This is a genomic window from Zobellella aerophila (assembly GCF_039539325.1).
Classification (GTDB): domain Bacteria; phylum Pseudomonadota; class Gammaproteobacteria; order Enterobacterales; family Aeromonadaceae; genus Oceanimonas; species Oceanimonas aerophila.
The window spans coordinates 747,618-771,888 of the sequence record NZ_BAABCX010000001.1; the positions used below are offsets into that span (position 1 = coordinate 747,618).

29 protein-coding genes are annotated in these 24,271 nt (G+C 56.8%); 10 read left to right on the forward strand and 19 right to left on the reverse strand.

From position 1 onward, the window contains the following. Nucleotides 1-4: 4 nt before the first annotated feature. On the forward strand, nt 5-1,273 hold the full coding sequence (locus ABD806_RS03465; RefSeq protein WP_344954736.1) for a YeaH/YhbH family protein: 1,269 nt from the start codon (nt 5-7) through the stop codon (nt 1,271-1,273). 8 nt (nt 1,274-1,281) lie between these two features. Then, nucleotides 1,282-2,805 carry a SpoVR family protein gene (locus ABD806_RS03470; protein ID WP_344954738.1) on the forward strand — a complete coding sequence of 508 codons (1,524 nt, stop codon included), beginning with the start codon at nt 1,282-1,284 and terminating at the stop codon, nt 2,803-2,805. Nucleotides 2,806-2,838: 33 nt separating this feature from the next. On the opposite strand, the gene fadR is transcribed toward ABD806_RS03470, so the two are convergent. Further along, nucleotides 2,839-3,552, reverse strand: a complete 714-nt coding sequence (gene fadR / locus ABD806_RS03475) for a fatty acid metabolism transcriptional regulator FadR (protein WP_344954740.1) — start codon at nt 3,550-3,552, stop codon at nt 2,839-2,841. A gap of 139 nt (nt 3,553-3,691) precedes the next feature. Here fadR and dsbB point away from each other — a divergent pair, with 139 nt between their 5' ends. After that, entirely contained in the window at nt 3,692-4,195 is a 504-nt protein-coding gene (dsbB, locus tag ABD806_RS03480; RefSeq protein ID WP_344954742.1) for a disulfide bond formation protein DsbB, read from the forward strand. A gap of 52 nt (nt 4,196-4,247) precedes the next feature. On the opposite strand, the gene ABD806_RS03485 is transcribed toward dsbB, so the two are convergent. Genes ABD806_RS03485 through ABD806_RS03495 form a run of 3 tightly spaced genes read right to left on the reverse strand, consistent with a single transcriptional unit; the run spans nt 4,248 to nt 5,678 of the window. Next, on the reverse strand, nt 4,248-4,688 hold the full coding sequence (locus ABD806_RS03485) for a YcgN family cysteine cluster protein (protein WP_425583064.1): 441 nt from the start codon (nt 4,686-4,688) through the stop codon (nt 4,248-4,250). Then, entirely contained in the window at nt 4,672-5,349 is a 678-nt protein-coding gene (locus ABD806_RS03490; RefSeq protein WP_344954744.1) for a fumarylacetoacetate hydrolase family protein, read from the reverse strand. Before ABD806_RS03490 ends, ABD806_RS03485 begins: the two co-directional genes overlap by 17 nt. Nucleotides 5,350-5,396: 47 nt before the next feature. Further along, the gene (locus tag ABD806_RS03495) at nt 5,397-5,678 is read right to left on the reverse strand and encodes a YcgL domain-containing protein (protein ID WP_344954746.1); all 282 of its coding nucleotides are present in this window, start codon (nt 5,676-5,678) and stop codon (nt 5,397-5,399) included. Between the two features lie 105 nt (nt 5,679-5,783). On the opposite strand from ABD806_RS03495, the gene minC reads away from it, so the two are divergent. From minC to minE, 3 genes are read left to right on the forward strand one after another with little or no spacing between them, the layout of a single operon-like run. Beyond that, nucleotides 5,784-6,467 (forward strand): septum site-determining protein MinC, encoded by a 684-nt coding sequence (gene minC / locus ABD806_RS03500; protein ID WP_344956434.1) that lies wholly within the window; start codon nt 5,784-5,786, stop codon nt 6,465-6,467. Nucleotides 6,468-6,491: 24 nt separating this feature from the next. Beyond that, on the forward strand, nt 6,492-7,304 hold the full coding sequence (gene minD / locus ABD806_RS03505; protein WP_344954748.1) for a septum site-determining protein MinD: 813 nt from the start codon (nt 6,492-6,494) through the stop codon (nt 7,302-7,304). 3 nt (nt 7,305-7,307) lie between these two features. Continuing rightward, nucleotides 7,308-7,580 (forward strand): cell division topological specificity factor MinE, encoded by a 273-nt coding sequence (gene minE / locus ABD806_RS03510; protein WP_344954750.1) that lies wholly within the window; start codon nt 7,308-7,310, stop codon nt 7,578-7,580. A 54-nt stretch (nt 7,581-7,634) separates the two neighbouring features. Here the strand turns inward: minE and rnd are convergent, their stop codons facing one another. The 9 genes from rnd to ABD806_RS03555 all read right to left on the reverse strand — a co-directional run bounded on the left by rnd (nt 7,635) and on the right by ABD806_RS03555 (nt 16,168). Then, nucleotides 7,635-8,729 carry a ribonuclease D gene (rnd, locus tag ABD806_RS03515; RefSeq protein ID WP_344954752.1) on the reverse strand — a complete coding sequence of 365 codons (1,095 nt, stop codon included), beginning with the start codon at nt 8,727-8,729 and terminating at the stop codon, nt 7,635-7,637. Nucleotides 8,730-8,780: 51 nt separating this feature from the next. After that, entirely contained in the window at nt 8,781-10,490 is a 1,710-nt protein-coding gene (gene fadD / locus ABD806_RS03520; RefSeq protein WP_344954755.1) for a long-chain-fatty-acid--CoA ligase FadD, read from the reverse strand. Between the two features lie 286 nt (nt 10,491-10,776). Continuing rightward, nucleotides 10,777-11,463 (reverse strand): tRNA (adenosine(37)-N6)-threonylcarbamoyltransferase complex dimerization subunit type 1 TsaB, encoded by a 687-nt coding sequence (gene tsaB, locus ABD806_RS03525; RefSeq protein WP_344954757.1) that lies wholly within the window; start codon nt 11,461-11,463, stop codon nt 10,777-10,779. Nucleotides 11,464-11,470: 7 nt separating this feature from the next. After that, the gene (gene yoaA, locus ABD806_RS03530; protein ID WP_344954759.1) at nt 11,471-13,390 is read right to left on the reverse strand and encodes a DNA repair helicase YoaA; all 1,920 of its coding nucleotides are present in this window, start codon (nt 13,388-13,390) and stop codon (nt 11,471-11,473) included. Nucleotides 13,391-13,489: 99 nt separating this feature from the next. Beyond that, a complete protein-coding gene (locus ABD806_RS03535; protein WP_344954761.1) occupies nt 13,490-14,209 on the reverse strand; it encodes a ZIP family metal transporter in 720 nt (239 codons plus the stop codon). A 108-nt stretch (nt 14,210-14,317) separates the two neighbouring features. Next, a complete protein-coding gene (locus tag ABD806_RS03540; RefSeq protein WP_344954763.1) occupies nt 14,318-14,701 on the reverse strand; it encodes an ankyrin repeat domain-containing protein in 384 nt (127 codons plus the stop codon). A gap of 101 nt (nt 14,702-14,802) precedes the next feature. Continuing rightward, a complete protein-coding gene (locus tag ABD806_RS03545) occupies nt 14,803-15,567 on the reverse strand; it encodes a ceramidase domain-containing protein (RefSeq protein ID WP_344954765.1) in 765 nt (254 codons plus the stop codon). A 51-nt stretch (nt 15,568-15,618) separates the two neighbouring features. Further along, nucleotides 15,619-15,825, reverse strand: a complete 207-nt coding sequence (locus tag ABD806_RS03550; protein WP_344954767.1) for a DUF3565 domain-containing protein — start codon at nt 15,823-15,825, stop codon at nt 15,619-15,621. Between the two features lie 55 nt (nt 15,826-15,880). Beyond that, on the reverse strand, nt 15,881-16,168 hold the full coding sequence (locus ABD806_RS03555; RefSeq protein WP_344954769.1) for a sll1863 family stress response protein: 288 nt from the start codon (nt 16,166-16,168) through the stop codon (nt 15,881-15,883). 240 nt (nt 16,169-16,408) lie between these two features. On the opposite strand from ABD806_RS03555, the gene hglS reads away from it, so the two are divergent. From hglS to gcvA, 4 genes are all read left to right on the forward strand, one after another. Next, entirely contained in the window at nt 16,409-17,779 is a 1,371-nt protein-coding gene (gene hglS, locus ABD806_RS03560) for a 2-oxoadipate dioxygenase/decarboxylase HglS (protein WP_344954771.1), read from the forward strand. Nucleotides 17,780-18,045: 266 nt separating this feature from the next. Further along, nucleotides 18,046-18,216, forward strand: a complete 171-nt coding sequence (locus ABD806_RS03565) for a TRAP transporter large permease subunit (protein WP_344954773.1) — start codon at nt 18,046-18,048, stop codon at nt 18,214-18,216. Nucleotides 18,217-18,281: 65 nt separating this feature from the next. Next, a complete protein-coding gene (locus tag ABD806_RS03570) occupies nt 18,282-18,614 on the forward strand; it encodes a DUF3394 domain-containing protein (RefSeq protein WP_344954775.1) in 333 nt (110 codons plus the stop codon). A 97-nt stretch (nt 18,615-18,711) separates the two neighbouring features. After that, a complete protein-coding gene (gene gcvA, locus ABD806_RS03575; RefSeq protein ID WP_344954777.1) occupies nt 18,712-19,602 on the forward strand; it encodes a transcriptional regulator GcvA in 891 nt (296 codons plus the stop codon). Nucleotides 19,603-19,634: 32 nt separating this feature from the next. Here the strand turns inward: gcvA and ABD806_RS03580 are convergent, their stop codons facing one another. From ABD806_RS03580 to ABD806_RS03605, 6 genes are all read right to left on the reverse strand, one after another. Beyond that, complete coding sequence (locus ABD806_RS03580) at nt 19,635-19,820, reverse strand: DUF1289 domain-containing protein (protein ID WP_344954779.1); 186 nt, start codon at nt 19,818-19,820, stop codon at nt 19,635-19,637. Between the two features lie 101 nt (nt 19,821-19,921). Further along, nucleotides 19,922-20,302, reverse strand: coding sequence for a VOC family protein (locus ABD806_RS03585; RefSeq protein ID WP_344954781.1), 381 nt, complete (start codon nt 20,300-20,302; stop codon nt 19,922-19,924). Between the two features lie 190 nt (nt 20,303-20,492). Continuing rightward, nucleotides 20,493-21,296 (reverse strand): hypothetical protein, encoded by an 804-nt coding sequence (locus tag ABD806_RS03590; RefSeq protein ID WP_344954783.1) that lies wholly within the window; start codon nt 21,294-21,296, stop codon nt 20,493-20,495. A 285-nt stretch (nt 21,297-21,581) separates the two neighbouring features. Continuing rightward, nucleotides 21,582-22,490, reverse strand: coding sequence for a hypothetical protein (locus ABD806_RS03595; protein WP_344954785.1), 909 nt, complete (start codon nt 22,488-22,490; stop codon nt 21,582-21,584). Nucleotides 22,491-22,731: 241 nt separating this feature from the next. Beyond that, a complete protein-coding gene (locus tag ABD806_RS03600; RefSeq protein WP_344954787.1) occupies nt 22,732-23,256 on the reverse strand; it encodes a hypothetical protein in 525 nt (174 codons plus the stop codon). A 291-nt stretch (nt 23,257-23,547) separates the two neighbouring features. Further along, nucleotides 23,548-24,123 (reverse strand): hypothetical protein, encoded by a 576-nt coding sequence (locus ABD806_RS03605; RefSeq protein ID WP_344954789.1) that lies wholly within the window; start codon nt 24,121-24,123, stop codon nt 23,548-23,550. Nucleotides 24,124-24,271: the final 148 nt, after the last annotated feature.

Here is a 24,271-nt window from a genome sequence, read left to right on the forward strand (position 1 = left end):
GATTATGGCGCATTTCATCGATAGACGGTTAAACGGACGGAATAAGAGCGCAGTCAACCGGCAGCGCTTTATCCGCCGCTATAAACAGCAACTCAAAAAGGCGGTGTCGGACGCCGTCTTAAAACGCAGCATCCAGGATATCGACAAGGGTGAGAGTGTTTCCATTCCCACCCGGGATATTTCGGAGCCCACTTTTCATCAAACCAAAGGAGGCAAGCGCGAGCAGGTCCATCCGGGCAATGATCAGTTCATCACCGGCGATCGGGTCGATCGCCCCCTAGGCGGGGGCGGATCCGGAAGCGGGAAAGGAGATGCCAGCAACCAGGGCGAAGGTCAGGACGACTTCGTCTTTCAGATATCCAAGGATGAATATCTGGATCTGCTGTTTGATGGCCTGGAGCTGCCCAATCTGGAGAAAAACAAGCTCAACAAGATAAGCGAAATGAAAACCTTCAGGGCCGGTTATACCTCTGATGGCGTACCTAACAATATCAATATCATACGTTCATTACGCCAATCCCTGGCACGCCGTACCGCCTTGCAGGCGGGCAAAAAAAAAGATGTCCAGCAACTGGAGCAGGAACTGGCCGAGCTGAGCAAGCGCCCGGCGGTAAACTATGCCCGTATTCAGGAGATAGAAGATGAAATAACAGAGCTCAGGCGCCGTATAGAGGCCGTCCCCTTTATCGACACCTTCGATCTGCGTTTTAATAACTTTGTCAAACGCCCCATCCCCTCTACTCAGGCGGTCATGTTCTGCCTGATGGATGTATCCGGCTCCATGGATCAGGCCACCAAGGACATGGCCAAACGCTTTTACCTACTACTTTATCTGTTTCTTACCCGTACCTACAAAAATGTGGACCTGGTCTTCATCCGCCACCATACCCAGGCCAAAGAAGTAGACGAGCAGGAATTCTTTTACTCCCAGGAAACCGGCGGCACCATAGTGTCCAGCGCCTTGCAGATGATGAAAGAAGTGATGCAGGCCCGCTATCCGACGGATCAGTGGAATATTTACGCGGCCCAGGCTTCTGATGGCGACAACTGGGCCGATGATTCACCCCTGTGCCGACAGTTGTTGAATAACGATATCATGCCGTTTGTACGCTATTACGCCTATATCGAGATCACCAATCGGGCCCATCAGACCCTCTGGCACGAGTATGAGACAGTGGCGCGAAGTTATCCTAATTTCGCCATGGAGCATATCCGCACCCTTGAGGATATTTATCCCGTGTTCCGGGAGCTTTTTAAGAAACAAGCGGCATAGAGGTGGCTATGGAGCAAATCTTGAGTAAGACGAAGCCCCTGAGTGATGGCCCGGACTGGACCTTCGAGTTGCTCGAGGCCTACCATCAGGAAATTTCCCGGGTCGCCAAGAGTTATGGACTCAACACCTATCCCAACCAGATAGAGATCATCATGGGCGAGCAGATGATGGACGCCTATTCCAGTATAGGCATGCCCATTGGTTACCATCACTGGTCCTACGGCAAAAAATTCATCCAGACCGAGCAAAACTACAAACGCGGCCAGATGGGCCTGGCCTATGAAATCGTCATTAACTCGAATCCCTGTATTGCCTATCTCATGGAAGAAAACACCCTGCCCATGCAGGCACTGGTGATTGCCCATGCCTGCTATGGTCATAACTCCTTCTTCAAGAATAACTATCTGTTTAAGACCTGGACCGATGCCGAGTCCATTATCGACTACCTGTTGTTTGCCAAACATTATATTAATGAATGCGAGGAAAAATACGGCGTCAGTGAGGTTGAGGCCATTTTGGACAGCTGCCATGCATTGATGAACTACGGGGTGGATCGCTACAAACGGCCACAAAAACTGTCACTAGCCGAAGAAAAGCGCCGTCAAAAAGCACGGGAGGCCTACCTGCAGACCCAGGTCAATGAACTATGGCGTACCCTGCCCCGGATTGATGACAGCAAACAGGTTAAAAAACGCCGTTATCCCCAGGAACCGGAAGAAAATATCCTGTATTTCATCGAGAAACACGCCCCCCTGCTCGAGCCCTGGCAGCGGGAGATAGTGCGTATAGTACGCAAGATCAGCCAGTATTTTTACCCACAGAAGCAAACCCAGGTGATGAACGAAGGCTGGGCAACCTTCTGGCATTATACCATTACCCAGCACCTGTACGACGAAGGCCTGGTCACCGACCGCTTTATGATGGAGGTACTGCACAGCCACACCAATGTGATCTACCAACCACCTTATAACAGCCGTTACTACTCGGGCATCAACCCCTATGCCCTGGGTTTCTCCATGTTTCAGGATTTACGGCGTATTTGCGAGCATCCCACCGCCGAAGACAAGGCTTGGTTCCCTGATATTGCCGGCTCTGACTGGGTCAAGACCCTGCACTTTGCCATGGAGAACTTCAAGGATGAGAGCTTTATCAGCCAGTTCCTATCACCCAAATTGATGAGGGACTTTCACTTCTTTGCCGTTGCCGACGATGACACCCGTAACTATCTGGAAATCTCGGCGATTCACGATGAACTGGGCTACCGACAATTAAGGCAGACCCTCTCCAACCAATACAACCTGTCTAATCTGGAACCCAATATTCAGGTCTATAACGTAGCCGTAAAAGGCGACCGTTCCCTTACCCTGCGCCATGTACCCCATAACCGTATTCCCCTGGCGGATTCACGCCACGAGGTACTCAAACATGTGCATCGTTTGTGGGGCTTTGATGTGATCCTGGAACAGGAAGAGCCGGACGGGAGCGCCAGCATTATAGGTCGTTGCCCTGAGTTATCGGCATCCGATATCTGAACCTACCCTGCCTCCCCCGGAGGCAGGGTAGTATTAGTTTTGCACCAGGCTTTCCGGCATATGCTCACGCATATCGTGCCACAGCTTGCCCGAGGCCTTGCCATATTCCCGAACCAGCTCCGCCACGTCGTTGGCACGCTGCGCCACAGCAAGCTCGGCCAGGGCCAGATAATAATTCCTTGCCAGCTGGCGGGACGGGGCAGAAGAGAAGTAGTAACGACCCACCCGGCAATACAGCCCCTTGAAGCCATTTAATATCAGCGCATAGATAGGGTTGCCCGAGGCGAAGGCCAACTGATGATGAAACTCATAATCAAAGGCAGCAAAGGCATGAGCTTCGTCATCCAATCCAGCCAACGCCTGAACAGCCTCGATGACCTTTTCCGGCGCATTTTTGACCGCCGCACGAATAAAGATGCTGCTGATATGGGTACGGGCAGACAACAGCTGCTCAATCAGCTCCGGTACCTTTTCCTCATCCAGGCGCGCCAGGGTTTCCAGTATATTTAACCCCGAGGTTTCCCAGAAATTGTTTACCCGGGTCGGTTTGCCATGCTGTATGGTCAACCAGCCATCCCGTGCCAGGCGCTGCAGCACTTCCCGTAAGGTCGTTCTGGTGACGCCGATAAGCTCGGACAACTCGCGCTCGGCGGGTAAGATGGATCCCGGCGGGAAACGGCTATTCCAGATCGACTCTATGATATATTCTTCTGCGAAACTGGCGGGGCTTTGAGCCTTTATGACCATGTAACCACTCTGTTAAAATTGTTATACCCGGTAAAATTGGCAACGATAATAACAGAGCGGACCAGTTTCTAACAAGTGCAACCGGGCACCTAGCCGATTTGATCGGCCGCCGGGTCTCCTTTCTCAATATGAGGTCAGCATGCTGTTTTCTTTTTCCTGCTCGCGTATCGCCTGGGCCCTGCTCACCCTGTGTGCCACCCTGCTATTGGTAACAGCCCTGTTTTTTCAGTATGTTCAGGACTATCAGCCCTGCGTGATGTGTGTCTACCAAAGAGCCGCCCTGGTCGGCGTGATCTTTGCCGGCCTGCTTGGCTGGCTGAACCCGGCTCATCTGTGGCTGCGCTCGGGCGCCTTGCTGCTATGGCTGGCATCCTCGGCCGAAGGCTTGCTCTTGGCCCAGGAGCATGTGGGTTACCAACTCAACCCTTCGCCTTTTAATGTATGCACCAGCTTCGCCGAGTTTCCTGCCTGGTTACCGCTGGACCGCTGGCTGCCCTGGTTGTTCAATCCCACCGGTGACTGTGCCAGCATCGACTGGTCCTGGCTCGGCTGGAGCATGCCCCAATGGCTGATCGGCATCTTTGCCCTCTTTGCAGGCCTGGCGGTGCTGTTTACCCTGGTGCAGCTAACAGGCAGGCGCTAAAAAAAAACGGGAGCCCAGGCTCCCGTTTTCATATCGATACTGGTGCTGAAAATTAAATTGCCCAGGTGACGATATGATCTTCCCACTCACCGACTTCTGACTCATGTACCACCTTGCCGCGAACCGACTGGCCCGCCCTGTGCATGGCACTCTTGCTGCCGGTGCGCAATGGATGCCAGGCAGGCAGGTCTTTGCCCTCGGCCAGCAGACGATAGGCACAGGTCGAAGGCAGCCAGTAGTATTCCTCCAGCTTGTCCCGGGTGATTTTCAGGCAGTCAGGCACCCGCTCAAAGCGATGGGCATAATCGCTACAGGCGCAGGTACGGGTGTTAAGCAGCTCACAGGCGACATTGGTATGTACCAGTTCATCGGTATCTTCATCGATAAACTTGTTCAGACAGCACTTGCCACAGCCATCACACAAGGCTTCCCATTCCTGATCGGACATCTCGTCCAAAGATTTGCGATACCAAAAATCAGCCGGCACTGGCATCACCAGCCACCTTGGCGGTAAACCGATACTGACCATCCAGCACCATTTCCAACTCATCCCCCTTATGCAACTCACCGACCCCTTTAGGCGTGCCGGTCAATACCACGTCGCCCGGGTTGAGGGTGAAACAACGACTCATCTCCGCCAGCAGGTGACCGATTGACCACATCATCATGGCGGTGTTACCGACCTGACGCTCGACTTTATTAATGGCAAGGGAGAAATCGAGATGCTGCAAGTCATTGAGCATTTCGGGCTCGGCAAAGGGACTGATCGGACAGGCACCGTCGAAGGCTTTGGCCCGCTCCCAGGGCTGGCCCTTGGCTTTAAGCTTATCCTGCACATCGCGCAAGGTCAGATCCAGTGCCAAACCGACCCCCACCACGGCCTCCAGGGCATGGCCCGGCTCGGCGTGACACAGACGCCGCCCGATCAGCAGGGCCACTTCCAGTTCATGGTGCACGGCACCCAGGCCGGTGGGCAAGATCAGCGGCATGTCCAGGGGAGCCAGGCTGGTGGCCGGTTTGATAAACAACAGGGGCTGCTCTGGTACCGGGTTGTTTAATTCGGCGGCGTGTTCTTTATAGCTGCGCCCGACGCAGACCACCTTGCCTATCGCATAAGGCAAGGGATGTCCTTCTAAATCAAGATGTTGATACATGTCATTTCTCCCGAACGACCACCATAAGGGCTCGGTCACTATTTAGCTTAGTCAGAGGAGACGGATTGTTCAGCCAGATGCGCCTTCAGCAGGTTTTCCGGCGGTGGCGGCAACTGGAGGTAGTAGCCCTGGGTCCGGAGAGACAGGGTAACCTTGTTCAGATCGGCCAGGGCCAATCGGGTTTTCGTTGCCAGATTGATCAACATCACCAGCTGTGGGGTACCAAAGGTCGCCAGCAAAGGTGCGGGGACGCGCGAGAAGTCGTCGCGTCGCTCAACAAATAAATAGGTTTCCGCCTTTTTGGGGCTTTTATACACTACACACAACATGGAAATGATTATAATCCGTCGGGTTTATTGCCTCTAGGTGAGGCAAACTATAACATCTGGACGACCAATAACAAAAAGGATTGGATCCTCGGGGGACGGCCGCATATGGCGGAACGCGGAATCGAACTGAAAGGTACCAGCTTTACCTTATCGGTACTTCATATTACAGATAATGATGTAGCTACCGTCAGGCAGCAGCTGCTCGAAAAAATCGCGCAGGCGCCGGACTTTTTCCGCGCAGCCCCCCTGGTGGTCAATATTGAAAAGTTAACTAAAACCATAGACTTTACCTCCTTGGCAGGCATTATTAGGGAGTTGAAGCTGGTTCCCGTCGGGGTAACAGGCACCAAAGATGAAGCAACACGCTCCGCCATCAGGGCGGCCGGACTGGCAGTCATGGCTTCCGGGCGGGTTGCGCACAATGAACCCGTCCCAGGCAAGGCGGCAACCCCTGTTCCCCAGACGTCGAACAAGTTACACATAGGCCCGGTACGCTCAGGACAGCAACTCTATGCGCCCAATGGTTCCCTGGTGATCCTGGGCTCGGTCAGCAATGGTGCCGAACTGATTGCCGATGACAGCATCCATGTTTATGGCCAGTTGCGGGGCCGAGCGGTGGCCGGCGCCAAAGGTAATGAAGCCGCACGTATTTATTGTGACCAACTGATGGCTGAACTGGTTTCCGTTGCCGGCCATTACCAGGTTAGCGATGGTTTGCTGGAACCCTATTGGGAGCAAGCCGTCAGCATTTCCTTGGCTGGCGGCCAGTTGAAACTGGAAAAGCTTTAATTAACGACTTTTAGGGAATTAACTATGGCACGAATCATCGTCGTCACATCCGGCAAAGGCGGTGTTGGTAAAACCACCTCCAGCGCGGCCATCAGTACCGGTATTGCCAAGCTGGGTCATAAGACCGTCGTTATCGATTTTGATATCGGGCTTCGCAACCTGGATCTCATCATGGGCTGCGAGCGCCGTGTCGTTTACGATTTCGTTAATGTTATCAATGGCGATGCCAACCTTAACCAGGCCCTGATCCGCGACAAGCGGGTCGATCAACTCTATATCCTGCCCGCGTCCCAAACCCGGGACAAAGACGCCCTGACCCGGGACAGCGTGGAAAAAATCCTCAACGATCTGGCCGACATGGGTTTTGAATACATCATCTGTGACTCCCCCGCCGGCATCGAAACCGGAGCCCTGATGGCGCTCTACTTTGCCGATGAAGCCATCGTCACCACCAACCCTGAAGTCTCCTCGGTACGCGACTCGGATCGCATCCTGGGGATTCTGTCTTCCAAGTCCCGTCGGGCGGAACAGGGCATGGAGCCGATCAAGGAGCATCTGCTGCTGACCCGCTATGCCCCGGACCGGGTAACCCGCGGGGATATGCTGAGTGTGCAGGATGTACAAGAGATCCTGTCCATTCCGCTGCTGGGCGTCATCCCCGAGTCCCAGGCGGTACTCAAGGCCTCCAACTCCGGTGAGCCCGTGATCCTCGATCAGGAGTCCGATGCCGGCCAGGCCTATGCCGATGCGGTTGCCCGTCTGCTGGGGCAGGAGAAAGAGTTCCGTTTCCTTCTGGAAGAAAAGAAAGGCTTTTTCAGCCGATTATTTGGGAGTTAATGCATGTCTCTACTGGACTATTTTCGTTCAAAAAGGAACCCAAACAGCGCCAAACTTGCTAAAGAGCGGCTGCAGATCATTGTGGCCCACGAACGTAGCCAACGGGATGCCCCTGATTACCTACCCCAGATGAAGCAAGATATTCTGGATGTGATCCGCAAATACATCGAGATAGATATTGACAAAATATCGGTACAACTGGATCAAAAAGGTGACAACTTGTCAGTGCTCGAGCTCAATATCATGCTTCCTGAGCCAGAAGAAAAGGCCCAGTAGCCGGCAAAACAGGAAGAGCAGTCGGATTTATGTGCTGCTCTTCCCTCTCTAACGCTATAGTTTTCCCTGCAGTAACTCGCCACGCCAGCCTTCCAGCAATGCCGGTACCATGCTGCCGTCTTCCCCTAGTCGCCATTTCCAGCCAAGATATTGATGTATCAATCTTTTCGATGCGACCAGCTCGGCGGGCAGACCCCGGCTTGCGGCCGCCGCTTCGACGATACCTTTAATCCGCTTCAATTCCGCCTTATAACCGGGAAAATCCACCAGCCGCTTGACCGGCTCGGGCCAGCACTCCGGGTTGGCCAGCGCCTCCCTGGTCAGACGTAGCAGGGTTTCCCCATGGCGCTTGATCTCCATGGGGTCCAGTCCCAGACGCTGCAGATCCGACAGGCTCTGTGGCAGGCGGCCGGCGATTTCACACAAGTGGGCCTCCTTAACCACAAAGTTCACCGCCAGATCACGTTTTTTTGCCTCGGTCAGGCGCCATTCAGCGAGCTTCTGCAAGATGCCGATGCCTTGCTTATCCAGGGTCCAGGCATTCTTGATATCCAGGTAGGCCAGCTCCGGTGGTGTGCTCAGGCTGCGGCGCTTGACCGCCCACTCGCACTCCTGCTCAAACCAGGTAAACAACTGCCGTTGCTCAAGCCGCTCACGCAACTGCTGATAAACCGGATACAGATAAATGACATCGTCGGCGGCGTAGCGTAATTGCTCCGCCGACAGCGGCCTGGCCAGCCAGTCGGTCCTGGCATGGGCCTTGTCCAGGGGCACCCCCAGGATCAGCTCGACCAGGGCGGCAAACCCCAGCTGGGCGCCCAGGCCCAGAAACGCGGCGGCCAACTGGGTATCGTGTACCTTTCCGGGCAGGGCACCGCTTTGATGCTGAAACAATTCCAGATCTTCACCGCCGGCATGGAGCAGGCAGAGCCTGTCCGAGTCATGCAACAGCTGCCATAAGGGTTTTAAATCGGTGACCGTCAGGGGATCCACCAGCACGGTTTGCCGACCATCATGCAGTTGATAGAGGCCGGGCTTGGCATAAAAAGTACGGGTGCGTACAAATTCGGTATCGACCGCCAGTATGGGTGCCTGGGTGGCACAAAATTCGGTCAGGGCGGCATTGTCTGTGATTAATGTATAGTTCATGGGATCTTCTTGCTTGGGCAAAAAAAACCCCGGTTGCCCAGGGCTTTGCTATCAGGCGGCCTTGTCTCTTAATTTGCGCCGCAGAATTTTACCGACGTTGGTTTTGGGCAGTTCGTCCCGGAATTCTATCACCTTGGGAACCTTATAGGCAGTCAGATATTGTTTACAATGGGCAACCATAGCCTTTTCATCCAGCAGGCTGCCCGGCTTTTTCACCACCACCAGCTTGACGTTTTCCCCCGACACCTGGCTGGGCACCCCGACAGCCGCGGCCTCCAGCACCCCCGGATGCGACATGGCGACCTCTTCTATTTCATTGGGAAACACATTGAAACCCGACACCAGTATCATGTCTTTCTTACGATCGACAATCTTCAGGAAGCCCTGTTCGTCCATGGTGGCAATATCCCCTGTACGCAACCAGCCGTCATGGAAGCCGTCGTCGTCTTTACCATCCTCTCCCCAGTAACCACGCATCACCTGAGGACCCTTTACTTCCATTTCGCCCGGGGTATGGCTGTACCGGACCCGCTCCCCGGCCTCATCCACCAGCCGCACCTGGGTAGAGCAGACCGGCAGGCCGATGGCACCGTTGTAGCCTTCCAGATCATAGGGGCAGACGGTCACCAGGGGCGAGCATTCGGTCAGGCCGTAACCTTCCAGCAGCTTGCTGCCGGTGATATCCTGCCATTGCTCGGCCACCACCCGCTGTACCGACATGCCTCCCCCTATGGTGAGCTTCAGGGTCTTGAAGTCATGATTCTGAAATTCCGTATTGTTCACCAGGGCGTTGAACAGGGTATTGACCCCGGTGATGCAGGTGCAGGAGTAGCCTTTAAGCATTTTGACCAAGCCGGGAATATCCCGGGGATTGGTGATCAGCAGGTTTTCCGCCCCCAGCCGCAGGAACAGCAGGCCGTTTACCGTCAGCGCAAACACATGATACAGCGGCAACGCGGTGACCACCTTTTCTTCGCCGGGTTTCAACATGGGGCCATAGACCCCCAGGCATTGTTCAACATTGGCCAACATGTTGCGGTGACTGAGCATGGCCCCCTTCGACAGGCCGGTGGTGCCCCCCGTGTATTGTAAAAACGCCAGGCTGTCGCCGTTAAGCTCAGGCCGCCGGTAGGTCATCTCCCCACCCTTGGCCAGGGCCTGTCGATAACCGACGGCGGCCGGCAACCGGTAGGCCGGCACCATCTTCTTGACGTGCTTGACCACAAGGTTAAGCATGGTGCCTTTCAGCAAGCCCAGATGATCCCCCATGCGGGTCAGGACAATATGGTCGATCCGAGAGTGTTTCATCGCCTGGGCCAGGGTATCGGCGAAATTCTCCAGGATGACAATGGTGCCGGCACCGGAATCTTTGAGCTGATGCGCCAACTCCCGCGGGGTGTACAGGGGGTTCACATTGACCACCACCAGTCCGGCGCGCAGGGCACCGAACAGACAGACCGGATATTGCAGCAGGTTGGGCATCATCAGCGCGATACGTTCCCCCGGCTGCAATTTCAGCCCTTGCTGCAGGTAGGCGGCAAAATTCCGGGACTGCCGGTCCAGCTCCCGATAGCTCATGGTCCGGCCAAAGTTGCGATAGGCGGGCTTATCGGCAAAGTCCGCGACACTCTGTTCAAACAGGGCCATGAGCGAACCGAACCTGTCCGGGTCTATATCGGCGGGCACCCCCTGGGGATAACGCTTTAACCAGGGTTTGTCAGACAGTAAAGTGGGCTGGTGTGGGGGCAGCTGTTGTTCCATCAGGCTCTCCGGGTGCAAGCAGATATTCAATCAACCGTTTAAATTAACTGTTCTAATTCAAACATATCGCTACCGACCGCTAATATCAACAGATGTTAACGATATGTTTGTTTTATCTGCTGCTAACGCCGGCGCAAATGCCAGCTTCGCAGGCGCCGCTGCCTCTGTTGCAGACGCCGGCGCCGATAATAGGTGACCCTGTGATAGGGGCGCTGAGAAAAGAGCGGCTCCGGCATGTCCTGCTCCGGCGGCTCTCGGCATTCGGGGTGATCCGCCACTGGTCCGCCTATTCCCGACCCGGCAGCTTTTTCCAGGTGACCTTGTCACGCAGATACACGGGCTGGGCCTCGGTCGCGGTGACCCCCAGACCGGCGGCATGATCCCGGAGGGCCTGCGGCAACAGATCACGGGCCTCGGGAAAAGGCACCGCCTCACAGACAGTGTCTACCCGACCGGCCAATTGAGGATAGCTGACAAAACCGCTGCCTGCTCCTTGTTGCCAGCGCGGTGCCATCGTGGCCACGAGGTATTCGGCGGGATTGATAACCTGTTCGGCTTCCGTCAGGGTCATCACCCCCTGCTCCAGGGTATAACCCCCCACATAGATTTCCCCCATACGGGCGTCGATACAGGCCAGCGCCCGGGCACAGGCGGTTACCCGGTGCGTCCCCTGGGCCAGCGCCTGCAGGTTGGAAACCCCATACAGGGGCAGATCGGCCCCAAAGGCCAGCCCCTGGGCAATACCGATGGTAATGCGTACCCCGGTAAAGGAGCCGGGTCCCCGGCCGAAGGCCAGGCCATCCAGCTGGCTGAGCTGCACACCCGCCTCGGCCAGCAGCTCGTCTACCATGGGTAAAATAAGATCCGTATGGCCACGGGGTGCCACCTGATAACGGCATGACAGCTCCCCGTCTACCCATAAGGCGGCGGAGCAGGCTTCGGTGGCGGTATCAATGGCCAGCAATCGGGTCATCTTGTTCTCACTCTAAGGTTGATAAAAATTCGGCGACGGTGGTCAGCGAGCGGGTCCTCGGCATGGGCGGCAGGCTGTTGATAAAATCGGCGCCATAGGCCCGGTTCACCAGCCGACTGTCGGTAATCACCAGCACCCCCCGATCAGTCACATCGCGGATCAGCCGGCCTACCCCCTGTTTAAGGGTGATGATGGCCTTGGGTAACTGCACCCGGGCAAAACCGTCCTCGCCCCGATGGCGGCAATCTTCAAGCCGGGCGCTGAGCAGGGGATCGTCCGGCGCACTGAAGGGGAGTTTGTCGATCACCACGCATTGCAGGGCGTTGCCACGCACATCTATGCCTTCCCAAAAACTGCTGGTCGCCACCAGTACGGCGCGCCCGTCCTGGCTGAACTGCTCCAGCAGGCGGACCTTGTTGTCCTCACCCTGCATCAACACGGTACGTTGCAGCCGGGCCCTGAGCACCTCGGCCACTTCCTTCATCACCTGATAGCTGGTACATAAAAAGAAACTGCCGCCGGGCACCGCGGCCAGGGTGTCAACCAGGGTATCGGCCAGGAACCGCCCCCGCCCGGCACCATTAGTTTCCGGCAGGTAACGGGGCACACACAGGCGCGACTGGCGAGAGTAATCAAAGGGACTGTCCAATTGCAAGGTACGGCAGCGGCTGAGCCCCATATCGGCACAGAAATGGGCAAAACTCTCCCCCACCGCCAGGGTGGCCGAGGTAAACACCCAACTGACCTCATCCTTGGCAAGCTCGGCGGCGAAGCGATCGGCGACCGACAAGGGCGTTTTATGAAAACTGATATGCTGGCGGTGGGCGTCATACCAGTAGGAATAACCCTTGTCCTCCACCCGGGTAAGCGACTCCAGGGCGGCCTTGACGCTGATCAAGCGTTCAAAGCACTGGCTGAGCTGTTCTCCCCGCCCCATGCACAGCTTGAGCACCTCATAGCTGAAATCCAGGCTTTCCTTCAACCGCTCGAGGGCGGCGGCCACCTCGGTACGGGCCAACATGGGCCTCAGCTGGCCACGCCCCGTCTCCCCCCCAAAAGCCAGCCGCAGATCCAGCGCGCAGCGCTCCAGCTGATCCGCCGCCTTGCCCAGCTGGGCCATGTCCTTGGCCTCTATCTTGTAGGCCAGGCGCAGATCCCTGGCCAGATCGACAAACAGCCGGCTGGACTGGCTCTGGCCAAAATACTGTCCGGCAATCTCGGGCAACTGGTGGGCTTCATCGAGGATATAGGCGTCGGCATCCGGGATCAGCTGACCGAAACCGGTATCGCGCACCGCCATATCGGCAAAAAACAGATGATGGTTGACCACCACCACCTGGGCTTCCATCGCACGGCTGCGGGCCTTGACCAGGTAACAATCCTGATAATGGGGGCAATCTCTGCCCAGGCAGTTGTCGTTGGTGCTGGTGACCAGGGGAAGGATCTCGCTACGTTCGGGCAGGCCGGGAATATCGCCGATATCGCCGGTGCTGGTGAGCGGCAGGAAACGGCGAACCTTTTGCAGATCGGCGAGCCCCTCGGCAGAAAGCTGAGGAACGGCATCGCTCAACAGACCCAGGCGTTCGATACACACATAGTTGGCCCGTCCTTTCAGCAACGCGACCGGGAAGTGATAATCCAGCGCCTTGATCAGGGTCGGCAAGTCCCGGTGAAACAGCTGCTCCTGCAGGTTGCGCGACCCGGTACTGAGCACCACCTTCTTATCGGTGGCCAGCACGGGCGCCAGATAGGCGTAAGTCTTGCCGGTACCTGTACCCGCCTCCACCACCAAGGGGATCTTATCTTCCAGGGCTTGCCCGACCGCCGCCGCCATATCGACCTGGGCCGCCCGGGGCACAAAGCCGTCGATGGCCCGGGCCAGGGGCCCGTTTTCAGCAAAGAGGGTTGAACTGTTGAGGTTTTCCACAGGCTTCGGGCGTCATGATGTAAAAGGCTGATTATACCAGAAAAGAATCGCCCCCGTCGCCCGCGACCTGGGCTCGGCATCCCCGCTAGCACAGGACACTCAGGATGCGGTGGCCATATGCCCCACCATCCCCAGGACAAACCCCAGTACCGCTCCCATGGGCGGCGCCCAGTGTTTATCCAGCACCGCCTGGGGCGCGATATCCTGAAATACCGAGTAAAGAATGCCGCCGGAAGCAAACAACATGATGCCGGCCACCAGCGACGGATAATCGGCCAGCCCGAGATAGCCGGTCATCCCGGCGGCGGGCCCACACAGGGCCATCAATGCGAACATGACGATGATCCTCAACCGGCTGTAACTGGACGAGGCATTCAACTCCCGGAAAGCATTGAAGCCTTCCGGCAGGTTTTGCAGCGCCATCAGGCAGGCGAGCAACAAGGCGCTACCACTGGCCCCCATGGCGAAGGCGGCCCCCAGCGCCAGTGATTCGGGAATAAAGTCGGACAACATGGCAGACAGCTGACTGGCCGGCGTTTTTATCCTATTAAGAAAAACATCCAATGCCATGAACGCCAGCCCCCCGCAGCAAAAGCAGATCGCGGCCGGTAAGGGTGAGAGGCTGATCATGCCGTCCGGCACCAACACCAGGGCCACCGCCGACAGCAAGGCGCCACCACCGAAGGCCACCACCGAATGGCGGAACTCCTCCTCCAGCCAGTCCGGATGGATCCGCTCCACACTGGCTATCAGGGCCCCAAGCGGCATGGCCATTCCCGCCAGCAGCGTAAAGGCAAGGATCAACAGTAATTCAGACATAGACGCCCTTATCTAAAATAACCGGGACAACACATCCCTGAAACGAAAACTGACAGTCAGATGCGTGATCAAGCGCTCTCTTTTCACATCGGCACCCGCCGGCCATGCTCAAGGTTGTTCCAATATGGAAAAGAGTTCATCCATGCCTCGCTCAACCGCCAGCTGATAGGCGGTCTTGTCGGCAAAACCGGGCGCACCTGAGCCCCGTTGAGAAAGATTGGCGCCGGCGTTCGCCAACATAGTCGCGATGCGCGGCTGTTCGGCTATGATGGCCAGCATCAGGGCGTTCAGGCCAAACTTGGCCGTCACATCCAGATCCGCCCCATGGTCGATCAGCACCGACACCAGCTCACCGTGGCCCGCCAGGGCCGCCAGCATCAGTCCGGTTTGTCCGTAGCGATCACGGGCATTCACCTCGAGGCCAAGGTGCAACAGCTCGCACACCGCCTCGAGATCCCCTAGCTTAATAGCGTCTTGCCAGTATGGATCCATGGTTATTGCGCATCCCGGTATCGATAGCCATGAAAACACCGTTGATCAACATGGTAGTCAACATTGAAATACCCCATTGAAACCGGTTGTTGCCGGCGGCATCAGCGGGCCACCGCCGGTACCCTCACCGGCTTCCTGACCTGCAGCATCCACAACAGACTATAGCAGCCGCCGCCGGCGAGCAGGTGTTTGAGCGTGTGCCCGCTGATCACCTCATGAGTGGCCTGAAATATGACCAGATCGTACACCTCCGCCACCTCCGCCAGTCCATACCACGCCAGCGCTACCAGCAGCAACCACCGGTGGGAATATCCACTGTCGAACAGCATCATCAGGATCGGAATCGACAACAGGGGCACGAATTGAACCCAGAAGTAGAAACGAAGATCATCGAACCAGTGCCAGTAGAGGACACTGGCCAGCCCCAGCAACAGCGCCGACGGCAGTAATAAGCGGACAAGGCGCGGTCGCAGATATTCACCGAGCAAGGCAATGAACAGTCCCATAAAGCCGATCGTCATCGGCAGCCGGTCCCATAGCAGGCTGTCGTCATTCGGCTGCCAGTGATAGTAGGCAGAGCCCGCACCCACCAGGGCAATACCGGCAAACAGGGCCCGCCAGGCCGCACTGGCGGCGCCCACCCGGCCACGTCTGGCAGTCAGCAGCCCCGCGCTTCCAACCAGCAAAAACGGCAGGCTTGACAGTACGTTCAGGCCGTGAGAGAGCCCCAGAAAACGCCGTTGATCGGCAAAGTCATGGTAGGCCAGGCTCTGGGCTAATGGCTCGAGGCTCAGTACCCACCCCAACGAGCCGAGCACAAACAACCACAGCAGCAGGTAACGCCAATCGTCTTGAAGTCTCCCCATCGCCGCCGGCTCCGCTTTCGGATGGATCCATGAATAAAACGCTGCCGCAGGCTACATATGGTCTTTCGGCGCACCCTCATCGCACTTCTTGCATTCCAGTGTATGGCCGAGCATGGCCGCCCGCCCCTCACCGGTGATGACCCAGGGTCGGTTAAACCAGGGCGGCTGGTGCCGGACATGCTGGAAGTGGCCGCAGCCGAGCTCGGCCACCCAGTGATGCTCTTCATCCTGGTGGTAACCGACGATGCTTTGTTTCATAAGGATAAGGATGCCGTACAGGGAGAAGGGTGGACATCACCACAACTTGGTAAATTTATTTGAATCTGGAGGCTGCCGACTTCAGGGCCTGGCCGAGCGACTCCCACGCATTTTCGATCCCTGACTTGAGATCGACCCAGGCTTCATCGCTCGCCTGCTCGAGTTCGGTCAGTTTCTTGCCGGCCTCGTCCCTCCTGGACTGCAACACCTTGATCTGTTTGTAGTATTCTACCTGGATATCGGCTTTCGCCTTATCCGCCTTGGCCTTGAGCCGGTCGAGCTCCGCGTCCCACTCGTCCAGCTGGGCCTGCAGTTTCTGCTGGTAGGCGTCTTTCATACTCATGGTGAATCTCCTTATCAAATGGCTGAAACATGCCACGCCACATCGTTAAAGATAAAAAGAGCCGACGCCCCGCCTGCCGGAATATGGCCTGAGCCTCTTCGAGCGTAGGCCCTGCCCGCCCGCCTTGCAATCTATTCCTGTTTGGAATGGAATCACGACCAGTTGCCGTTTGTCACCACCACCACTGTGGTATTAAGGTGCAGATAATGAATAAAGCCCCTCGTAAAGGACCTAATATCCATGCCTGCCAGCCATTATTTAGCCGCGGACGAGATCCGTACCCTGTTTTCCGAGTCCATGTCGCGCATGTACCAGGCCGAAGTGCCCCAATACGGTCAGCTGATGCAGCTGGTTGCCCGGGTCAACGCCGACACCCTGGCCGCACAGCCCGCGCTTAACCGACGGCTGCAGGACAACGACGAGCTGGCGCGCCTGGGCGTTGAGCGACATGGAGCCATTCGGGTCGGCACCGCCGCCGAACTCCACATGTTGCGACGGGTCTTCGCCATCATGGGCATGCATCCGGTGGGATACTACGATCTGTCGGAAGCCGGTGTCCCGGTTCACTCCACCGCCTTCCGCCCCACGGACGAAGCCGCTCTGCAACGCAACCCGTTCCGTATCTTTACCTCGCTGCTGCGCCTGGAACTGATCGAGGATCAGGCACTGCGGGCCCGGGCGGCAGACATACTGGCACAGCGCGATATCTTCATCCCCCAGGCCCGGGAGCTGGTCGCCCAGGCCGAGCAACAGGGTGGCCTGACCGAGGAGCAGGCCCGCCAGTTCGTGGCGGCCATGCTGGAAACCTTCCGCTGGCACCGGCATGCCACCGTCGATCTGGCCACCTATCAGGCCTTGCAGGATGCCCACCGGCTGATCGCCGACGTGGTGTGCTTCCGCGGGCCCCATATCAACCACCTGACGCCCCGAACACTGGATATAGATACAGTACAGCGAAAAATGCCAACCCATGGCATCAACCCCAAGGCGGTGATTGAAGGTCCGCCCCGTCGCCGCTGCCCGATCCTGCTGCGCCAGACCAGCTTCACCGCCCTGGAAGAGTCGATCATGTTTGCCGGCGAGCAGCCGGGCACCCATACCGCCCGTTTCGGTGAAATCGAGCAGCGCGGCATGGCGCTCACCCCCAAGGGCCGCGCCCTCTACGACGAGCTGCTCAACCAGTCACGCCAGGCACCGACCCAGGCCGACAATGCCGGCCACCAGCAGCAGTTGGCGGATATTTTCCGGGCGTTTCCCGATGATGAAGCCAGCCTGCGCGAACAGGGCCTGGGCTACTTCCGTTACCAGCTCACCGAAGCCGGTCGCCGTCAGGCAGGCAGGGGAACCGCCGCCACCGGCGAGCTGGAGGCTCTGATCCGGGACGGCCTGGTCGAAGCGACGCCCATTACCTATGAAGACTTCTTGCCGGTCAGTGCCGCCGGCATCTTCCAGTCCAACCTGGGCGGCGCCAGCCACTCGGCCTATGCGCAAAATGCCAACCAAGCGGCCTTCGAGCAGGCGCTGGGTTGCCCGGTTACCGATGAGTTCGGCCTCTATGCCCGCCTGCAGGACGACTCCGCAAGGCAGGTACTGCAGGCCCTGGGCACCTGATCGGCACAGCGCTGCCGACTCTCCGGGACCGGGCGCACCACCTGCCCGGCCAACGGCAAAGGGAGGCCATCGCCTCCTTTTTTCATGCCCGGCCGCACCTGAGACCATACCAAGGCCAAGGAACGCCAGACGTTTCACGCCATCGGATTGCAGACAGATGGCGGGATGAACTGGACTCTCGGCCGATAAGGACAATGCCTTTATGAATAAAAAATTTCCGGCAGTTCCGTCGGCAACACGGTAGCGTCCGGCTCCTCACCATTCCGATGATGAAGAAGGCCGGCTTCAAGCCCGAATTTGCCGCCGCCTTTATCATGGTCGAATACATCGGCGTGCCCTACGCCGAGATCATGCTGGCCGCCATTATCCCCGCCGTTCTCTACTTCAGCGGCATCTTTATCGGCGCCCACTTCGAGGCCAAGAAGCAGGGCAAGTAGCGGATATTACCCCGCCGGTCTGTCTGGCCGCCTATGCCGGGGCCGGTATCGCCCGGGCCAACCCGATGAAAACCGGGGTGACCGCCGTTAAACTGGCCATCGGCGCCTTCATCATCCCCTATGTGTTCGTCTACAACCCGATCCTGGTGATGGTGGACGTCAACCTGCCGGAACTGGCGATGGCGCTGGCCTTTGCATTGCTGGGCATGATGGCCATCAGTAGCGCCCTGATCGGCTATTTCATCCGCCCCTCCTCCCTGCTGGAAAGAGCCATGCTGCTCGCCGCCGGCCTGACCATGGTGATGCCGGGGATGATCAGTTCGGGTTCCGGCCTGGCGCTGATCGCCGTCAGCTATCTGCTGCAGCGTCAACGGCCCGCGCTGACCGCCGCCGCCTGATCCGCATCTCGACCCGGCCATCCCCGGCCGGGTCGATACTCAAGCAAGGCCGTCACGGGTATACTGGGCAACTGTTTCCCTCTCGCCGCCCGGATTTATGCGCTATTTACCTTCCATCTCTGCCATGCAGTGTTTTGAAGCCTCGGCCAGGCATCTCAGCTTTACCCGCGCCGCGGACGAACTCAGCCTGACCCAGAGCGCCGTCAGCAAGCAGGTGGCCCAGCTCGAATCCTTCCTCAACCGCAAGCTGTTCCGGCGGGTCAGACGCTCGCTGTGCCTGACCCCCGAAGGGGCCATCTATATCGGTGAAGTCCGCAAGATCCTGGCCCAGCTGGAAATGTCCTCCCAGTACATCATGTCGTACAACAGCCACCAGGACCTGCTCAAGATTGCCACCCTGCCCACCTTCGGCGCCCGCTGGCTGGCGCCGCGTCTGGCCCGTTTCCTGAACCGTTACCCCCACATCAGCCTGGACTGCTGCGACAGGGTCGATGTCTTCGATCTGGACAAGGACAGCATCGACATCGCGTTTTTTTATGGCCATGGCAGCTGGCCCGGGCTGGAATGCCACCGGCTGTTTGCTGAAGAAATGGTGCCCGCCTGCTCGCCGGCCCTGCTGGCGGGCGGCACGCCGGCCTCCCCCCTGGAGCTGACCCGCCACCGGCTGCTGCACCTGTCCACCCGCCCCCAGGCCTGGCACGACTGGTTTGCCTCCCAGGATCTGACCACGGAGCACAGCTACCAGGGCAACCGCTTCGAAACCTTTCATATGCTGATCCGCGCCGTTATCGCCGGCTGCGGAATAGCCCTGATCCCCCGCTTCCTGATCGCCGACGAGCTGGACAGCGGCGAGCTGGTGATCCCCTGGTCCCATGCCCTGATCAGCGCCAACGCCTATTACCTGGTGTATCCGGAGCGGATGGGGGAGATAGAAAAGGTGCAGCGGTTTGTCACCCACATGCTGCAACCGACTGACGAGGCTGAATAAGGTGGCAGCCTCAGCGCCACCGCATCCAGCCATTACCCCACTATGGCCGACGCCTCTTGGGCCCGGCTCGCGGCGACCCGGGCCAGTATCTGCCGTTTCTGCTCGTTGCCGGCACGGCTCCACTGCATGATCTCCTCGATGCTGCGCCTGCACCCCCGGCAGATCTTATCCTCGTCGAGGGCGCATTCCCTGATGCAGGGTGAGCTTACTTCTGACATATCACCATCCCTCTGTTTATCTCGACCCCAATAGCGACGCTGCGAACCGGGTCCGGCTGACAGCCACACCCGTTTATACCACCCAGGCATATTCCTCGCCTTCAAAGGCTACCATAGGGCCGGGTGATAACCTCAAGAAGATGTCCATTCGGGTCTTCAAAATACAGCCCCCGACCGCCGTCATGGTGGTTGATCTCGCCCAGCCGGCGCCGCCCCGGATCGGCCCAGTAATCGGCCCCTCGCTCACCGAGTCGGGAAAAAACTTCATCAAATTCGGATTCGCTGATCAGGAAGGCATAGTGCTGCGCCGCGATGTCGCCGTCGGTGTCCTGAAAGTCAAGGCTGACGCCGTTGGCCAACTCGACCACCAGGAAAGGGCCGTAACAGACGGCTTCCGGCAGCCCGAGCGTTTCTGTAAAAAATGTTGCGGATGTCTCTTTATTATGTGACAGCACGATAGTGTGATTGAGCTGTACCGCCATACGGTGTCTCCTCCATCCATGCGGACCCATGCCCCGCCCGGTAAGTTTGGCATATTTACCAGAAGGAAAGGCCCACACCCCTCGGAAACGGGTATGTGGGCCTGGGGCAACCTCCGGCTACCGGGCCGGCGAGTCATGCTGACCCCGCCTCCGATAAACGGATAAGACGGCCGCATTCACGGCGGTGCATTTATCTACGGCAGTATTCCATGGTCGGTGTGACCTCTTTGATTTCGTAAGCGACGCCCGGCACCAGGATATACTCACTCGCCCCCACTTCGCTGTTGGGGTTGCCCCAGTCGTAGGTGTAGCCCAGCCCGGTCCAGGGCACCCCGGCACTGCCCCGGAAGCTCTTGTAGTAGAGGTTCTCGTAAAAATTGCGATAATCGGCAATATTCTTCACTTCGGGTACCTGCTCACCAAAGTGCAGCTGGCAGCCCTTGCCGTCAACCTGCGGATTGACACAGGGCCGAAACAGATCGGCCGGATCCACCCACATTTCAACAAAAACGTCATACTGCCAGCTGGGATCCAGCCCCAGGTACTGTTTCAGCCGCAGCTCCACCCCCTCTTTGGATGTGTCCGGTCGGCGGGCAAGCAGGTCGGCGCACAGCTGCTTGACCTGCGGTGCCGTGGTTACCCAGACCGCATATTCCGGGTTCTCCGAGGTCTTGTCGTAGGGCTTGAAGAACTGTTCATAGGCGCCCTGTGCCTTCCAGGTGGCCACCAGGATCCGCGATTGGTCGGCATTCCAGACCAGCGCCGGGTTGTCACGGGTCACGGGCACCAGCTCAGTGGAGATTTCCGCCTCTTCGACGAAGGCGGCATCGACCACGGCCCGGCCATAAGCCAGCTCCAGCTCGCCGGCCATCCCATCGGTGGCCAGGGCGGCTATCGTCAGCATAAAGGGACCGATACGCCGCCTGCGCGCTGCTGACCGGGTATTGGCGCTGCTTGTTCCAGCCACCAGAGGGTTGTTCCTGACTGTTTTCATCATCGTGCTCCTTGTTGTTATTGTCGTCTTGATTAAGTCCTGACCATGACCGGGTTGAGAGGGTTCGTTTCAGATTTCGCCACGAACCGAACCGGCCCCCGGCTCCCAATCGGTATCCCCCGGCATAGGGCAAGATCGAAGCCCTTTGCCCATAAGGATGTATGAAAGGTAGCCGCTGTTTCGGCCTTCCGGATCGGCACCTGTGGTTTCGGTGTCAGCGCGAGCGGAATGCGACCGCCTTGTCCGCGAGGGTGCCGGGCAGGCAGTGCAGCGTCGGACAAGCGATCACGGACGCGCGCCGATCGTTGCAACGCATTTTTTGAAGCGATCGAGTCCGCCCCACGCCTCGAATCGCGCCTTAGCGCGCGAGCGAACATTCTCCCGCGTAAATGGGGCAGAGAGCGTCTCGTTGGGCAGGATCAGCGCGTGGACCTTCTCCACGCCAAACCGATACGTGTCTCGCCGGCTCTGCGGATCTTCGGTTAGCTTGAGCAGCGTTTTCGCGAACGCGACCGAGCCCTCGGCGAGACCCCAGCCAGGCCCCCGGTCTCCGACGATACCGTATTCGATCGCGTCATTCGCCGGGTTATAGTACACGACGACATCGCCCTTGCCGACGCCCAGGTTAGTGAAGGCTCGCGCGCCAGGATAGATGCTGAAGGGGATCTCCAACGAATTAAGATAGCGTTCCTGGTCGCAGCGCCCCTTGGTCTCATCGGCGGCGAGCGACGTTGTCGATACGAAGTAGCCGGCATAGGGCCCGGACTGGATGAGGCACGGCGTCGCCCCATGGGCCGCGACCCCGTAAAACTCCATTTTAGGCTTTCCCGGCGCTTCCCAGCCGGCTGCCTTCGCCTCGCGAAAAGCGGCAACCAGCTCTCTGCATTGTGCGTAGTTGAGCTTTCGCCCGTCCGGCAGACGCGCGTTGGCGCCGTTGCAAATCGTGTTGATCGCCTTGTCACGCGAGCCCCATGGGTCTTCCGGATGATAGGACGTCGGCGCGCCGTCCGTGTTCACGGCCATCGGCGCCGTGAAGAAGAGCGCACCCGCACCGCCGTAAATGTTGCGCTCGCCGTGATGCTTGGTTGTATGCGTGAAGGCGCGCTCAAGACCGCACTCGGCGGTCGCCCCGAGCGACGGCGTTACGGCGACGACGGTGGCCGTTAGCCCGGCCAAGACGATTCTAGAAAGCATGGATCTACCCTCATTATTGATGAAACCAGCCATCCGACGTGGTGGGGCTCCCCCCGGTATGGCCAAGGCGGCGCGGATGCTGTATTCGGAGCTGCGGGCTCCAGGCCCTCGCTCGAGTGCCCGGGCAACGCCCTGTTAAGATGTGAAGCACGCAATGACCAAGCTTCTGCATTACACTTCAACACCAAAATCACCACAAACCAACAGTGCCACGCGTGCTGAATCACTCTTGAACAGTTTGTTATGTTGCGACTTCCCAGTGACAAAAGACTATTTCACCTGATACTGATTGATCACAAATGGAAACTGGAGGATGCTCTTCCCAGAATTCAAGGCGACCCAACCAACCACCCCAGTGATGAAGCAAATCGTGATAGTCTGCCACTAAAATTACAAGCTGAACTTTGATTAAGCTATCATTAGTGGGAGTGAGGCTAGAAAGTTTAAACCTATCTCTTTCTATCTTTTTCAACCATTTATCTTGAGTAGCATTTCCAACTAGTGCCACTTCCATAATGAACTCAGCATTGCCAACTGGAGACTTAGCGTATATGTCAGCGTGAAAGCGCCCTACACTTTTAGAACATAAACTGCGATAACTTGGTTTAGGGCTACAGTGGTAATTTGCTTTTTTAAGGGCATCAAAAATTTCCCAGTTTATCCATTCCTCATAAGAGTAATTAGTCTTTGAAAATTCGATGATTTTCTTGTGGCTTTGATGTAAATGACAACTAATAAGTTCAATTACACTTTCCATATCTGCCATTAAACTTCCTAGCAACATAACGTTTGTGTTACTGGTGCCTATTCAGCGTAGCGAAGTGTTGCGCGAACAACATAAAGGGATGGATGTCCAGCGCCTCAGAGACCTCCTTTACACTCCTGTGCTCTTCATCGCTCCAGAGGACAGCTTGTTTCTTGAAGTCGTTACTGTACTGCTGGGTTCATTTTCCTGTTTTGTAAGCGGGCATGGCTCACCTCTTTCCGTTATCGAGGTGTGTCCGTTAAAGCGGGTGAGATCCATGGTCCTTTGCATGCTTTTGTTATATTCATCGAATCACAAAATTTCTGCGCTAAACGAGCCATGAGTAATTGTTTTGTCAATATCTATTGACGCCACATTTAGCCAATTTTTCCAAATATTTTCAATATCTGCTTCGCACTCTCTCATAAAACTTATTGTACATAGATCATACAACCCATTATCTAAATCAATTGCACTATTAATTTCTTCTGACAACATTTTTGATGTTTCAGTATTTTGTGAATTAAACGGTTTTCCGTGGGCAATAGAGTCACGGTAACTTTTGAGATATTCAATTGTTGTATATGGCCGGGAGTTTTTATCAACCTTTATTCCAAGAACATTATTTATCTTTTTTACTTTTTTATGGAATGAATCCCGCTCTTTCCAATTCAAAATTTTCATGTGACCTACAAAGTTCACTTTCGCTTCGAATTCGAATGCATACATGATTAAACAAGACATGATATCTAAAGAAATCCCTTCATTGTTTCCAGCGGCATGATTTTTTTCTATTCTTTCCTTTAAATGGAATGCCGCATTGGAAATGTCATTGTGAACATATATGTTTTTGGTGACTTCTTTCTTAACAAGCCTTTTCTTTTTCAACTGAACCTCCGTATGAATATAACGCTTGATTCAGGTGCGCTGTAGGCGTCACTTGGAACCACTTGCAGAGCAAGAACATGAACATGAACATGAACATTCTATAAATATACGCTTATCAAATTAGAGTATATTTACCCAAATTGATATC

What these genes read in the sequence shown, in the direction of transcription:
- fadR (WP_344954740.1), bottom strand. Translation starts at nt 3,552, where the DNA reads ATGGTCATAAAGGCTCAAAGCCCCGCCAGTTTCGCAGAAGAATATATC.
- ABD806_RS03580 (WP_344954779.1), bottom strand. Translation starts at nt 19,820, where the DNA reads ATGTCAGAAGTAAGCTCACCCTGCATCAGGGAATGCGCCCTCGACGAG.
- fadD (WP_344954755.1), bottom strand. Translation starts at nt 10,490, where the DNA reads ATGGAACAACAGCTGCCCCCACACCAGCCCACTTTACTGTCTGACAAA.
- rnd (WP_344954752.1), bottom strand. Translation starts at nt 8,729, where the DNA reads ATGAACTATACATTAATCACAGACAATGCCGCCCTGACCGAATTTTGT.
- hglS (WP_344954771.1), top strand. Translation starts at nt 16,409, where the DNA reads ATGCCTGCCAGCCATTATTTAGCCGCGGACGAGATCCGTACCCTGTTT.
- ABD806_RS03585 (WP_344954781.1), bottom strand. Translation starts at nt 20,302, where the DNA reads ATGGCGGTACAGCTCAATCACACTATCGTGCTGTCACATAATAAAGAG.
- ABD806_RS03595 (WP_344954785.1), bottom strand. Translation starts at nt 22,490, where the DNA reads ATGCTTTCTAGAATCGTCTTGGCCGGGCTAACGGCCACCGTCGTCGCC.
- ABD806_RS03465 (WP_344954736.1), top strand. Translation starts at nt 5, where the DNA reads ATGGCGCATTTCATCGATAGACGGTTAAACGGACGGAATAAGAGCGCA.
- ABD806_RS03590 (WP_344954783.1), bottom strand. Translation starts at nt 21,296, where the DNA reads ATGAAAACAGTCAGGAACAACCCTCTGGTGGCTGGAACAAGCAGCGCC.
- ABD806_RS03555 (WP_344954769.1), bottom strand. Translation starts at nt 16,168, where the DNA reads ATGAGTATGAAAGACGCCTACCAGCAGAAACTGCAGGCCCAGCTGGAC.
- ABD806_RS03550 (WP_344954767.1), bottom strand. Translation starts at nt 15,825, where the DNA reads ATGAAACAAAGCATCGTCGGTTACCACCAGGATGAAGAGCATCACTGG.
- dsbB (WP_344954742.1), top strand. Translation starts at nt 3,692, where the DNA reads ATGCTGTTTTCTTTTTCCTGCTCGCGTATCGCCTGGGCCCTGCTCACC.
- ABD806_RS03535 (WP_344954761.1), bottom strand. Translation starts at nt 14,209, where the DNA reads ATGTCTGAATTACTGTTGATCCTTGCCTTTACGCTGCTGGCGGGAATG.
- ABD806_RS03540 (WP_344954763.1), bottom strand. Translation starts at nt 14,701, where the DNA reads ATGGATCCATACTGGCAAGACGCTATTAAGCTAGGGGATCTCGAGGCG.
- ABD806_RS03470 (WP_344954738.1), top strand. Translation starts at nt 1,282, where the DNA reads ATGGAGCAAATCTTGAGTAAGACGAAGCCCCTGAGTGATGGCCCGGAC.
- ABD806_RS03600 (WP_344954787.1), bottom strand. Translation starts at nt 23,256, where the DNA reads ATGGCAGATATGGAAAGTGTAATTGAACTTATTAGTTGTCATTTACAT.
- ABD806_RS03570 (WP_344954775.1), top strand. Translation starts at nt 18,282, where the DNA reads ATGAAAACCGGGGTGACCGCCGTTAAACTGGCCATCGGCGCCTTCATC.
- ABD806_RS03490 (WP_344954744.1), bottom strand. Translation starts at nt 5,349, where the DNA reads ATGTATCAACATCTTGATTTAGAAGGACATCCCTTGCCTTATGCGATA.
- ABD806_RS03495 (WP_344954746.1), bottom strand. Translation starts at nt 5,678, where the DNA reads ATGTTGTGTGTAGTGTATAAAAGCCCCAAAAAGGCGGAAACCTATTTA.
- ABD806_RS03485 (WP_425583064.1), bottom strand. Translation starts at nt 4,688, where the DNA reads ATGCCAGTGCCGGCTGATTTTTGGTATCGCAAATCTTTGGACGAGATG.
- tsaB (WP_344954757.1), bottom strand. Translation starts at nt 11,463, where the DNA reads ATGACCCGATTGCTGGCCATTGATACCGCCACCGAAGCCTGCTCCGCC.
- minD (WP_344954748.1), top strand. Translation starts at nt 6,492, where the DNA reads ATGGCACGAATCATCGTCGTCACATCCGGCAAAGGCGGTGTTGGTAAA.
- minC (WP_344956434.1), top strand. Translation starts at nt 5,784, where the DNA reads ATGGCGGAACGCGGAATCGAACTGAAAGGTACCAGCTTTACCTTATCG.
- minE (WP_344954750.1), top strand. Translation starts at nt 7,308, where the DNA reads ATGTCTCTACTGGACTATTTTCGTTCAAAAAGGAACCCAAACAGCGCC.
- ABD806_RS03565 (WP_344954773.1), top strand. Translation starts at nt 18,046, where the DNA reads ATGATGAAGAAGGCCGGCTTCAAGCCCGAATTTGCCGCCGCCTTTATC.
- ABD806_RS03545 (WP_344954765.1), bottom strand. Translation starts at nt 15,567, where the DNA reads ATGGGGAGACTTCAAGACGATTGGCGTTACCTGCTGCTGTGGTTGTTT.
- gcvA (WP_344954777.1), top strand. Translation starts at nt 18,712, where the DNA reads ATGCGCTATTTACCTTCCATCTCTGCCATGCAGTGTTTTGAAGCCTCG.